At 41.8% G+C, this 12,722-nt stretch carries 12 protein-coding genes; 9 read left to right on the top strand and 3 right to left on the bottom strand.

Annotated features, from left to right (window positions below):
- Positions 1–275: 275 nt before the first annotated feature.
- The 5 genes from rlmKL to rmf all read left to right on the top strand — a co-directional run bounded on the left by rlmKL (position 276) and on the right by rmf (position 6,680).
- Positions 276–2,396 carry a bifunctional 23S rRNA (guanine(2069)-N(7))-methyltransferase RlmK/23S rRNA (guanine(2445)-N(2))-methyltransferase RlmL gene (rlmKL, locus tag AC3CH4_RS08220; protein ID WP_146454327.1) on the top strand — a complete coding sequence of 707 codons (2,121 nt, stop codon included), beginning with the start codon at positions 276–278 and terminating at the stop codon, positions 2,394–2,396.
- Between the two features lie 67 nt (positions 2,397–2,463).
- A complete protein-coding gene (locus AC3CH4_RS08215) occupies positions 2,464–2,682 on the top strand; it encodes a glutaredoxin family protein (RefSeq protein ID WP_004733650.1) in 219 nt (72 codons plus the stop codon).
- Positions 2,660–4,576, top strand: a complete 1,917-nt coding sequence (locus tag AC3CH4_RS08210; protein WP_488542791.1) for an ABC transporter ATP-binding protein — start codon at positions 2,660–2,662, stop codon at positions 4,574–4,576. Before AC3CH4_RS08215 ends, AC3CH4_RS08210 begins: the two co-directional genes overlap by 23 nt.
- 9 nt (positions 4,577–4,585) lie before the next feature.
- Positions 4,586–6,346, top strand: a complete 1,761-nt coding sequence (locus AC3CH4_RS08205; protein ID WP_237290406.1) for a DUF3466 family protein — start codon at positions 4,586–4,588, stop codon at positions 6,344–6,346.
- 160 nt (positions 6,347–6,506) lie between these two features.
- Complete coding sequence (gene rmf, locus AC3CH4_RS08200; protein ID WP_017074275.1) at positions 6,507–6,680, top strand: ribosome modulation factor; 174 nt, start codon at positions 6,507–6,509, stop codon at positions 6,678–6,680.
- A gap of 249 nt (positions 6,681–6,929) precedes the next feature.
- Here rmf and fabA read toward each other — a convergent pair whose 3' ends face one another.
- Together fabA and AC3CH4_RS08190 are read right to left on the bottom strand one after the other, a co-directional pair.
- On the bottom strand, positions 6,930–7,445 hold the full coding sequence (fabA, locus tag AC3CH4_RS08195) for a bifunctional 3-hydroxydecanoyl-ACP dehydratase/trans-2-decenoyl-ACP isomerase (RefSeq protein ID WP_010440782.1): 516 nt from the start codon (positions 7,443–7,445) through the stop codon (positions 6,930–6,932).
- A gap of 70 nt (positions 7,446–7,515) precedes the next feature.
- The gene (locus AC3CH4_RS08190; RefSeq protein ID WP_488542790.1) at positions 7,516–9,168 is read right to left on the bottom strand and encodes an AAA family ATPase; all 1,653 of its coding nucleotides are present in this window, start codon (positions 9,166–9,168) and stop codon (positions 7,516–7,518) included.
- A 188-nt stretch (positions 9,169–9,356) separates the two neighbouring features.
- Between AC3CH4_RS08190 and matP the strand changes: the two genes are divergently transcribed.
- The 4 genes from matP (at position 9,357) to AC3CH4_RS08170 (ending at position 11,926) form a co-directional block, all read left to right on the top strand.
- Positions 9,357–9,812 carry a macrodomain Ter protein MatP gene (gene matP / locus AC3CH4_RS08185; RefSeq protein ID WP_004733655.1) on the top strand — a complete coding sequence of 152 codons (456 nt, stop codon included), beginning with the start codon at positions 9,357–9,359 and terminating at the stop codon, positions 9,810–9,812.
- A gap of 23 nt (positions 9,813–9,835) precedes the next feature.
- Positions 9,836–10,144, top strand: coding sequence for a DUF3634 family protein (locus AC3CH4_RS08180; RefSeq protein WP_488526386.1), 309 nt, complete (start codon positions 9,836–9,838; stop codon positions 10,142–10,144).
- A 105-nt stretch (positions 10,145–10,249) separates the two neighbouring features.
- Positions 10,250–10,558, top strand: coding sequence for a hypothetical protein (locus AC3CH4_RS08175; RefSeq protein ID WP_488542789.1), 309 nt, complete (start codon positions 10,250–10,252; stop codon positions 10,556–10,558).
- Between the two features lie 147 nt (positions 10,559–10,705).
- Positions 10,706–11,926 (top strand): hypothetical protein, encoded by a 1,221-nt coding sequence (locus tag AC3CH4_RS08170; protein ID WP_146454318.1) that lies wholly within the window; start codon positions 10,706–10,708, stop codon positions 11,924–11,926.
- A 93-nt stretch (positions 11,927–12,019) separates the two neighbouring features.
- Here the strand turns inward: AC3CH4_RS08170 and AC3CH4_RS08165 are convergent, their stop codons facing one another.
- The gene (locus AC3CH4_RS08165; RefSeq protein ID WP_146454316.1) at positions 12,020–12,622 is read right to left on the bottom strand and encodes a DUF2971 domain-containing protein; all 603 of its coding nucleotides are present in this window, start codon (positions 12,620–12,622) and stop codon (positions 12,020–12,022) included.
- Positions 12,623–12,722: the final 100 nt, after the last annotated feature.

Raw genomic sequence — 12,722 nt, 5'->3', positions numbered from 1 at the left:
TTTTGTTGCTAAATTTCAACTTAAATTTACCTCTGGTATATACCAGATTTGGGGTGAATATAAATGCACTTAATGATTTAAGCCTATCGATGAGTGTTATTTCTGTGAGATTGAGAGTTGTTGTGTTGTAAGGGGATGCGAGTAAGCGATCGCTTCATGACTGACCATTTGCTAAGCAGTTAGTAGAAAGATTCAATGAAAAGACGAGTTTAGTGTGATGCTCTAATAGCAAATTCAGGTATAATCGAGCTCATTTTTATCAATAAAAGAACACTATGAATCAATATCTAGCGGTTACCTCAAATGGCCTTGAGAATTTATTAGTTGAAGAACTAACCCAACTAGGGATTACAAACGCAAAACCTGTTCAAGCAGGTGTTAAATTCAAAGCCACCAATGAGCAAATTTATCGTTGTTGTTTGTGGAGCCGTTTGGCTTCTCGATTTGTACGTGTCCTTTCAGAATTCACTTGTATGGATGACATGGATCTTTACCTATCGACCACTGCGGTTAACTGGGTAAATCAATTCCATAGCACCAAGCGTTTCGTTGTTGACTTCAATGGTACGAACAACGAAATCCGTAATAGCCAATACGGTGCGATGAAAGTAAAAGATGCCGTTGTAGATTGCTTCGAGAAGAAGTCTTTACCGCGCCCATCTATTAGCAAAGAAAATCCAGATATTCGTATTCACGTTCGTCTGCATCGTGACAAGGCGATCCTTGGTGTAGATATGGTAGGCAGTGGCCTTCATCAACGTGGCTACCGTCCAGAATCCGGTCGCGCACCATTGCGTGAAACTCTTGCTGCAGCGATTCTTCTTCGTAGTGGCTGGGATGCAACCAAACCTTTCCTAGATCCTATGTGTGGTTCAGGTACGTTAGTAATTGAAGCTGCGATGATGGCTGCAAACATGGCACCTGGTGTGAAACGTCAGAAATGGTGTTTTGAATCACTAGAAGATTTCGAACCTGAGCTTTGGGCTGAAGTTAAAGCTGAAGCGAACGTTCAAGGCCGTCGTGGCGTTAAGAAAGTAGGATGTAAGTTCTTCGGTTATGATAATGACGAACGCATGATCAAAACGGCGCGTGACAATGCACGTCGTGCTGGCGTTGAAGAGTTGATTGAATTCGAAGTAGGTGACGCTGCAAAGCTTAAACGTCCTACAGAGTTCAATGATGGTGTGATTGTGTCAAACCCGCCTTATGGTGAGCGTTTAGGTACAGAGCCTGGCTTAATTGCACTGTACACAGCATTTGGTGCTCAACTGAAGGCTGAGTTTGGCGGTTGCAACGCTTCTATCTTCTCAAGTTCTGATGAATTACTTAGCTGCTTGCGTATGCGTGCAGACAAACAGTTCAAACTGAACAACGGTGCGTTACCGTGTCACCAGAAGAACTACTCAATTTCAGACCGTCCTATGTCTGAACGTCCAACTGGCGAACAAGAACAACTGATTGCACCTGATTTCGCGAACCGTCTTAAAAAGAACATCGGCAAAATCGGTAAGTGGGCTAAGAAAGAGCAGCTAGATTGCTACCGTATCTACGATGCTGACTTACCAGAATACAATGTAGCGATTGACGTATATCCGGGTCACCTTGTGATTCAAGAATACGCAGCACCTAAAGATGTGCCGGAAGACAAAGCTAAGCGTCGCTTAACCGATATCATCCGTGCTTCTATCCAAGTGACTGGCGTTGAAGCGAACAACGTCGTGCTTAAGGTTCGTCAGAAGCAGAAAGGCCGTTCTCAATACCAGAAGATGGCTCAAGACTCTTCGAACCTAGAAGTAAACGAATATGGCGTTAAGCTGATTGTTAACCTTCATGACTACCTAGATACAGGCTTGTTCTTAGATCATAAGATCACTCGTCGTCGTATTGGTGAGATGGCTGGTGGTAAAGACTTCTTGAACCTGTTTGCTTACACAGGCAGTGCTTCTGTTCATGCTGCAGTCGGTGGCGCTCGCTCTACAACGACTGTAGATATGTCGAACACGTATCTTGAGTGGGCAAAAGAGAACATGGAGCTGAACGGCCGTGTTGGTCGTCAACATCAATTCGTTCAAGCTGACTGCTTACAATGGTTGGCGAAAGAGCAAGGATCTTACGACTTGATCTTTATTGATCCACCGACGTTCTCAAACTCTAAGCGTATGGATCAATCTTTTGATGTTCAACGTGACCACATCCAGTTGATGGAAGATTTAAAGCGTCTTCTAAGAGAAGAAGGCACGATTGTATTCTCTAACAACAAGCGTCATTTCAAGATGGATATGGAAGGGCTGGAAGAACTGGGTCTTAAAGCTCAGAATATCTCGTCTAAGACGTTGCCTCTGGATTTCTCTCGCAACAAGCACATTCATAACTGCTGGTTGATTACTCATAAGTAATTAAGAGATTGTATAAGGATATATAGTGCTGACTCTCTACAGTACAGAAGGGTGCCATCTATGTGAGATGGCATTCAAACTCACGGAACAGCTGAATATAAGTCATCAGATCAATGTGGTGGATATCGCATTGGATGATGAGCTCTTCTCCCGTTACGGGGTCACTATTCCGGTACTCAAATTTGAAAGCTCTGACTTGTCTAAACACTCAGAGCTTAACTGGCCTTTTGGCTTGTTAGAACTTAACGATTGGTTAAAGAAGAATGGCATTACTTACAATTCATAATGGGCAATTAGCGTTTGGTGATCACCCATTATTAGATGGTGCGGATTTCGCACTGCAAGAAAACGAACGTGTGTGTTTGGTTGGCCGTAATGGTGCAGGTAAATCAACGTTGATGAAGATCTTGTCTGGTAACATCATCATGGATGACGGAAAGATGCAGATCACACAAGATGTGGTTGTATCTCGTCTAGAGCAAGATCCACCGCGTAATGAGCAAGGTTCTGTTTACGAATACGTCTCGGGTGGTTTGGCTGAGGTAGGTGAGTTGCTTAAGGAATACCACAACTTACTTGATGTGATTGCAGAAGATCCTAGCGAGAAGAATTTAAATCGCCTTACTCGCGTTCAAGAAAAATTGGATCATGCAAATGCTTGGCGTTTTGAAGATCGCGTAAGTAATGTTCTTGCTGCACTTAAACTCACAGCAAATACTAAACTGACGGAACTGTCAGGTGGTTGGCAACGTAAAGCCGCACTTGCACGTGCGCTTGTATGTGACCCAGATGTATTACTGCTTGATGAGCCTACCAACCACTTAGACGTAGCAACGATCGAATGGTTAGAAGCTTTCTTAAAAGACTTCCGTGGTTCAATCATCTTTATCTCGCATGACCGTGCTTTCATCAAATCAATGGCAACACGCATTGTTGATCTTGACCGTGGCAAGCTAAGTTCTTTCCCTGGTGATTACGACAACTACTTGCTAGAGAAAGAAGAAGCACTACGTGTTGAAGAGATGCAAAACGCAGAATTTGACAAAAAGCTAGCGCAAGAAGAAGTTTGGATTCGTCAAGGCATCAAAGCGCGTCGTACGCGTAATGAAGGCCGTGTTCGTGCCCTTAAAAAGCTTCGCGAAGAGCGTCAAGATCGTCGTGAAGTACAAGGTAAAGCGAATATCCAAATCGATACGTCTGCACGTTCAGGTAAAATCGTATTTGAAGCTGAGAACCTTAACTTTGCATTTGAAGGCAAAGAGATCGTTACAGACTTTAGCTTCAACATCATGCGTGGCGACCGTATCGCCCTTATCGGGCCAAATGGCTGTGGTAAGAGTACGGTGCTTAAACTGCTTCTTGATCAACTTAAACCCGATTCAGGTCGTTTGCATTGTGGTACTAAGCTTGAAGTGGCTTACTTTGACCAATACCGCGAAATTCTAGACCCTGAGAAGTCGGTGATTGATAACCTGGCTGATGGTAAGCAAGAAGTAACAGTAGGCGGACGTGAGCGTCATGCACTGAGCTACTTACAAGATTTCTTGTTCTCTCCTAAACGTGCTCGTACCCCTGTTAAAGCACTGTCTGGTGGTGAGAAAAACCGATTGTTATTGGCTCGTATCTTCCTTAAATCGAATAACTTGTTGATTCTCGATGAGCCTACCAATGATTTAGATATCGAAACATTGGAACTTTTAGAAGATTTGCTTGCCAACTATGAGGGTACGTTGCTTCTCGTGAGCCACGATCGTCAGTTCGTTGATAATACGGTAATGACGAGTTGGATATTTGAAGGTAACGGTGTAGTTGAAGAGTTTGTTGGTGGTTACCACGATGCTCAGAAACAAAGAGCACAAGCACTGGAGTATCGTCAGGCTGAAAAGCCAGCAAAGGCGGAGAAAGTTGTTGAGGAAACTCCCAAAACTGCGCCAGTTAAAGCTAAACCTAAGAAGTTATCGTATAAGCTACAACGAGAACTAGAAGCGCTACCAATGCGTTTAGAAGAATTGGAAACCGAAATTGAAACTCTGCAGCAAGAAGTTAATGATCCAGACTTCTTCTCAAAATCTGTAGAGCAGACACAACCAGTTTTAGATAAGCTATCTGCAGTAGAGCAGGAGCTTGAAGTTGCTTTTGAGCGCTGGGAAGAGCTCGAGGCACTACAACAGGAAAGTTAAGAAGTAATAATGACTTGTACTAAATTTAAATTAACAACAGTTGCAGCATTAGTATTTGCTGCAACTAACGCGAATGCTGCGCTTTACAAGGTAGTTGAAGTAACGCCTTCTTTTGCTGATGAACCTGAAATATCTGAGATATTTGGTGTTGCAATTCAGCCAGGTAAAGCTGTCAACGTTAACGCAGTATTGCCAGCATTACCTGATGATGAGTTACTTCTAGGTTGTTTTGATTCTAATGCAACTAACTGTGCCGATAGTACATTTAAACTCGCAGGCGAGACACGTAACACCGTTGAAGCAATTAGCTACCGGGAAGAAGTTCCATTCGCAATGGATGCTCGATTTCAATACATCCAAGAGCGCGATGATTTCGAAAACTATTGTGATCGAGAGCTGCGATACTCTACGTGTGAAAGTTGGGCATCCATCCGCTGGTATGACACTTGGAATAATGAACGAAATGACCTAAGTTATGTAAATGCAAAAGCATTTGTAGAAGGTGGTGATACTTTTGAAGCTCGCAATACGGTAATCAACTCCCTAGATGATAATGCTAAACCAGTGGGGGTTAAATCTGAAGGTGACATTCGCAATAATGCATTGTTTACGACGACAGCTGCGCCTGCCGGAAGTTCAGAAACTCGTGTATGGAAAGCTATAACAGCAAGTAACGGTACTGTTTATAACGTAGGTAGTGTATCTACGAAAGGCCCTAAAACAGACACTTCAAATACAACGTTTAGTTCAAAAGCAGCAATCTGGGATGGAACTAATACAGAAGAAATTGATTGGGTCAGAGGTGGCAACGCCCAACAAGGTGATTACTTTGCCCAAGGCAGCATGCGCTCAATTACCGAGTCAAACTCTCTTTTTTACGGTGTAGGCTATAACACTGTAGATGGTAATGGCGATTTACAAGACATGAATGCCAGTGTTTTTGTGAGTGACTCATTAGATCTGACTAGTGCCAAATGGACTACTACACAGGTTAGTGGTGCACAGGTGAATTCTGGCTCATCTAATGATGATGCTAGATACAGTAATTCTGTAGTTACAGATATAAACAAGAACTTGTTGGCTATAGGTTACGCGAAGCGAAATGGATATGTTCCTGAAAGTGGAAGTGCAGCCAACAAAGCTTTCTTTGTTAAAGATGCTTCTAATCCTAGTGCAACATTCTTATCCGGTGGTATTTTCTTTACTGGATCTGGTGGTGAAGCAAAAGCGGTAAACAACTTTAATGAATTTGTCGGGCAGATTGATGCTGAGCCGATTCGAGAAGTAGATGGCAGTGAGCGTCGACACCGTGGTTTTATTTATCCCTATAAATCTGATGATGTCTCAGGTACGTTGACGGAACGTTACAGTGGGGTTTTTCGCAGCAAATCGTGGTGGTTAGATGACTTAACTAATGGTGCTAATACTGATGGTCAGGATTATTCTAACGCTAATAATTATTTCCGTGTGATCGATGCGACAGACATTAATGATGCAGGTGTTATATCGGGAACTGCCATTAAGTGTACTGTAAATGGCACAGCGCAACCTTATGACACAACTGCACATAACTCCTACTGTGGCGGAGCTGCTTCCAACGCAGTTGAAGAGGTTGTCGCGGTTAAGTTGATTCCTATTAGCGGTGCTACTGAAGAAGATATCCAGACTCGCAGCACAGACACAGAAAAAGTTGACCGCCAAGGTGCAGGCTTAGGTTGGTTAGGTTTGACTGTACTTGGCTTGTTAGGGTTCCGTAGAAAATTTAAATAATTTTATCTCTTGAGCCCGAGTTCACAATTTTGAACTCGGGCTTTTTTTCACCTTGAGAAAAGTGAAAAGTTGATCGATTCTTAAAGTTGGAGTCACAAAAACTCCGCTAAGTTGTAATCATTGTATGTTAGTAAATTAACACCCGTATGAGGACTGCACTATGAAGAGACAAAAGCGTGATCGCCTAGAACGAGCACAATCTCAAGGTTACAAAGCTGGTTTAAACGGCAGGTCACAAGAAGCTTGCCCATACAGCCAAATGGATTCTAAATCGTATTGGTTAGGTGGTTGGCGTGATGCCAAAGATGATAAGCATTCAGGTCTCTATAAGTAGATAGGGCGAACATATTCAAAGGTCAAGGCTCCATGCTGTATAACAGCTGGAGCCTTGTTAGTATCTGAGAATTATACAAGGCCTTATAAACCGAGAACTGGCTGATTAGAAAGTGATTTAAGGTTGTTTCGCTGGTGGACATATAATTGATGACGGTTACTTAGTTACATCTTAGTGCACTATAACTAAATATGTTGGAATAAAAATAAAGCAACCATTAGCTGCTTTATTAAAAATCTAACTATTAGACTAGAATGCTGATGTGTCTTGGAAAAGACCAACTTTCAAATCTTTAGCAACATAGATCTCTTTACCATCAACAAGAACGCGACCGTCTGCAAGGCCCATTACTAGGCGACGGTTAACAACACGCTTCATGTGAATTTCGTAAGTTACTTTTTTAGCCGTAGGTAAGATTTGGCCAGTGAATTTAACTTCACCAACACCTAGAGCACGGCCTTTGCCTTTGCCGCCAACCCAACCAAGGTAGAAGCCAACAAGCTGCCACATTGCATCAAGGCCTAGACAACCAGGCATTACTGGGTCGCCAGGGAAGTGACAGTCGAAGAACCATAGGTCAGGAGTAATATCCAGTTCAGCAAGAATCAAACCTTTACCGAAATCACCTTCAGTCTCAGACATTTTAGTGATGCGATCCATCATCAACATGTTCGGTGCTGGTAGTTGAGGACCTTCTGGCCATAGCTCGCCTTGGCTTGATGCTAGAAGATCTTCGCGAGTGTAAGAATCACGTTTGTTTTGCATTATCAATTACTCCGATTTTTGATAGGTGCATATTAGTGAACAGGTGTACGCTAAACAAGTCCGATCAGTACTAGACAAACCAGTTTTTAATGCGTCCAACGATTCCAATAGGGTGCTCATGTCTTTCAAAATGTTCAATACGTTCCGCGATTTTACTCAGAACGCTTTCTTGTTCTTCGTCCCTAAATGGTGCGTTCATAATAAGAGGAATCGCTTCATCTACATTAGACACAGACCAGATATGGAACTCTTTGTTTTTGATGCTTTCAATTAGGTCTGGCTTCAGAGCAAGGTGTCTTAAGTTAGATCTTGGAAGGATCACACCTTGTTCGCCAGTTAGCCCGTTGTGTTTACACACATGGTAGAAGCCTTCGATTTTCTCGTTTAGCCCACCAACGGCTTGTACACGGCCGAATTGGTCAACTGCGCCTGTTACCGCTATTTGTTGATTGATAGGGTATTCCGACAAAGCACTTACCAGAGAGCAAAGCTCAGCAAGAGAAGCACTATCGCCATCAACTTCGCAGTATGATTGCTCAAACACAACAGAAGCAGCATATGGCAACGGATCTTCAAGGTTTAGCGCGCTACTTACAAACGCTTGCATGATCATCATGCCTTTAGCGTGAAGGTTGCCACCAAGCTCTGCTTTTCTTTCTACATCGGTAATGTCACCATCGCCAAAGTGAATAACACAGGAAATACGAGCTGGTTCACCATAAGAAATAGGGTGTCCAGGAACGTCAATAACCGTCAGGCCGTTAACTTGTCCTACTTGCTCACCCTCTGTTTCGATGATGACTTGGCCATCTCGAATATCATCGAGAGCACGTTCAGGAAGGTAAGACTCGCGGTTGTATTTGTGTTGTTGAGCTTGCTGAATATGGTGAATATCAATGTCACCATTGTCCGCTTCAACCAAAGCTTCGCTCAATAGCGCATTGTGCCAAATAGGGCATAAAGGGATATAGCTCTGATCTTCAGTCTCACGCGCGCCAGCGGTAAGAATCCCAATTAGTGCTTGTTGCGTAATATATGGGAGGTTATAACGTTGCTGAAGCCATCTTAGATACCCAAGATATTGGGTCAAAGTATCGTGTGAAAGCTTAATATCTTGTTCTATTTCACTGAATAGGCAAAACCCTGTTTGAATATCGCCATCTAGATAATCCAGATCACCAAGTTGAGCGCGGTCTCCGACAACAATCAACTTAATGTTGTATGTCAGTGCAGCGATAGGCGTTTGATTTAGATGCTCTGGAAAACTGCTAATTGGTTCGACTGCTTCACCGAGAAGTGCGGATTTCAATAACAACCAACTTCCTGGATTTGCAAGAATCATATTCGCTGAGACAACGAGGTAACCATTGTTCGCTCTAGAAAGTAGACCTGGCTTTGTCGCTACAATTTCACCATTTTTAGACTGAACTTGGTCAAATAAAGCGGCTGCATTTAAAGATTCGGTTTTTATAACAGGCTGAGCATCGTCTTTTAACTCTGTCGTCAAAGATTCAACGATAAGTTGACGATAGATTGAGTTGTCAGGCGCATTAACAAGTAGAACTCGTGAAAGATTGGATAGGCGTACAAAACGGGTTAGCGCATCTCTAAATCTATGTTGAATATCTGAGAATGTGAAAGGAGATATGTCAGGGAATTGCTCTAGTTGAGCGCTATATTCATCGTACTGAGGCGTAACATGTCGCCAATCTACTTGAGTCATTTAAATGTCTGATTATGATAATAAGGTAGGGAGTATATAGAAAAACCGAGGACTCATATAGGTCTATGTTGTAGTTACTAAACACTAAGCTAATATAAGTATGATCTTGGTCTATTCTTTCAAGACAATAATTGTTAAGTGACCTATTATGGGTTACGCTGTCACTAGGTTAACTCTCGAGATTAGACATGAAATATCAGCAGCTTGAAAATTTAGAATGTGGTTGGAAATGGAACTACTTGGTAAAAAAATGGAAAGAAGGTGATTCGATCACTTGCCATATTGATTCAAGTGAAGCTGATGTTGCCGTGAAAGCTTTGTTGGAGCTAGAACACCAACCTACAGGGGTTCTTGAGTGGATCTCAAATAACATGTCGCCTGAGCTTGATAACAAGCTCAAGCAAGCGATCAGAGCCAAACGTAAGCGCCATTTCAACGCTGAGCAAGTTCATACTAAAAAGAAGTCTATCGATCTTGATTATCGAGTCTGGGAGAAGTTATCTCAACGAGCAAACGAACTCGGTTGTACGTTATCTGATGCGATAGAGTATTTGGTTAGCGAAGCGTCTCGAAGTGAGCAGGCCAGCAAGACGGTTACTAGTCTTAAAGAAGATTTGAGTAAGCTCCTTTCTGACGATAAATAACCGTCAACAGTAGTGGTGACATTATGATGTATGTAATCTTAATTGGTGCAGCGTTGGTTTTTTGGTTAGTCGCAGTTGATCGGCCGGTATTGAAAATCAAGTTTAGTGACGGGGCGATCGAACAAGTTAAAGGTCATCTTCCACCGAGCTTTAAGCACAACCTTCAAGAAATTGGCCACAATAATTCCTTCAAGGGCGAACTGAAAGTGTATGCTAAACGCTCTGGTTACAATCTCAAGTTCACTAAAGATGTGCCTAAAAGCGTTCAACAACGTATTCGTAACGTATTTCCGCATAATGGATTTAAATCCACAGGTTCAAAGAAAGCGTAACTGTCGAGAATTACGCGTTATCTGGTAAAACGTCATACTTAGTTAATTCTTCATCCCCCTTAACTGTAAGCATACTGTTCCCACCCCCAATAAAGAGAGAGCAGTATGAGATATCTAATATTCTTGTCGTGTTTTTTATCCCCATTCGTTTTTGCCGACGATGCATTGGTTAACCCCGTAGCCAAAAAAATTAAAGCCACAGTGCTGAAAGGGCTCAACAAGAGTAATATTGATTTTGATGGTTATTGCGACCTGATGATAGAAATGAAACACTCTAAAGGTTATGCCAGAATTAAAAAGGTTAGGGCATCTGGCGATAGCAAAGCATGCAAACAAGTTAAAAAGCACTTACCGAGGAAGAAAAAGTTCAAATACAGCTTTCCTGAAAAGTACATCCGCCTCCATATCACATAATAATCCGATTTCATGCACTATAACTAAATAACCTTAATTTTATTGAAACAATCACGTGAACCAATCTCTAATTTCTATTAATATTAGTTTTATTATAAAGGCAGGATATGCCGGCAAAAGAGCATTTAGGGCAAAGGAAAGTCACGGTTGTTGTTAGCACATAAAAATTACCCCCCTGAAGTGATTGAGATATCTAGAAAAGTCTCAATCAATGTTGAGGCTCGCTTTAATCGGTGGCTGATCTCACCGGAATATAAACTCGAGCAATCTACGGTAGATACATTGCTGAGTTTGGAAAATAGATACTGTGATAGCGTTATATTTGATGAATCTGACCGCATATCTCACAATCAACGTATTCTATTGCGTTGTGAACAAGATAGAGTTAACGCTCATCGTGAGAAAGTTGTCGCGAAGCAACAAACATTGCGCTACGTGATTGAAGATGTCAGTAATGCTGCCACTGCGCTTATGCTTGAGAAGCTTCAAGGAACCTTAATAAGCACATTGTTTTCAGAGCTACCAGACTACAACCAGTTTGCTAGTGTTGTGTATACGCCATCCTTAAACTTTTCTAAGATCCATCAGATTTTAGATACGAGCAGATTGTTGAGTTCAAATTTAATAGAGTTTGTTTCCAATCCGGAGTTTTCTGAGAAATACGGTAGAAAGTCTAAAATGATTCTCGACCCTAAGGTTGCAGCACAGCAGATAGGTATAGACAACTGTCGTTTATTGTTTCCATTACTAATGAGCCAGAAACTAATTAAATGGAGTGATGGCAACATCAAGCACATTACTCCTAAGGTTTGGCAACATTTAGTCGTAACTTCTAATGCGACTCGGATTCGACTTCAAGACACGTCGATAAAGGATCCTAACGTCGGTATTCTACTGGGTGTTTTGAGGGTTCTGCCTTTGTTTTTGATTTGTAACCATTTTTCTTCAATATTTGAAGATGCATTGGTAAAAACGATGCTTGGCTATCGTGAAGCAAGTGACAAGCATGATGAGTATTATGCTTGTACTGAAATCCTCCCAAACACACAGTTTCTCGAGACCATGATAGATCAATTGGATCTTAAGCTACTCAAAAATTTTGTTGAGTTTATAGATTGGAGCCCGGGTAACCAATTTATAAAGGAGGCGCTTCTAGAGGAAGTGAATGATATCCCCGTGCTTGAGCGAACAGTTTATGGTGCAGCTCTCGCTCAGGGAAGAAAATTTTCTATTTTTGAAGCGTTAGATAACAGCGAATTGTTTAACTTTAAGCATCGCCCTTATTGGTTTTCCACAGTTCAAATGTCTATAACGACAATTGAACAAATGCAGGATAGAGTGCCTGGAAAACTGACAACGAACATGTAAATAAGAAAAGGGAGCCACATTAAACCTGGCTCCTTTGTTACACCGTAATCTTGGGTGGTTACTATTATTTCCAATAAAAATCAGTTGGTTATATTAGCTGACGACTTCGAATGTAAACGACTCTTGTTTGGCTGTTGCGTGTTTAACAGGAATACCAAGACGTTGGCAAGTCATCAGAACTTTCAGCTTCCTGTCGGCAGGAGCGTGTTCAGAGAGGATCACAGAGCTTAGGCATTCTCTATTAAGGTACAGCTTATTGCCGAGCATCTCCTCATCAGGCAACACCCAGCGATATTCCTTTTCGTAACGCCAGTTAGAATGCTTTATCTTGAATATTTTTGCTTCCAATTCAGATGGTTGGAATTCCCCCAACGATTCTAAGCGGAACATACTTAGGTCGTCTTCATACTGGACTTCAAAGCAATCGAGCTTGGCCTCACCATTATAACAATTGAGATCATACTCGATGCACATGCCTTTAAAGTTGTCGCCATACTGAGACCATAGTATTGGGTGGTCACTCGACTGAGAAAAACACATAACCTTGAAGTCGTTTTGAAGTTCTTTATCGAGCAGATGGTTAGACTCAAATGGGTTATTAAATGTCTTAGCGTAATCAAACCACAACGAACATTCGGCAATAGATTGTATGTTTCTGTCGTGGAGCGATCTGAACTTATAAAGTTTAGGCAACATATCAAACACCTAGTTTACAACATTGCTTGATGTTAACACTTTAATTCATAACTCATACCCGAATGCATAGCATTTGATTGCTCAATCACCAAATTTATTG

It is taken from the genome of Vibrio sp. QJM3NY_26, from assembly GCF_057786005.1.
Note: the sequence above shows the minus strand (reverse complement) of the source record. Positions and strands in the feature narration are given on the sequence as shown.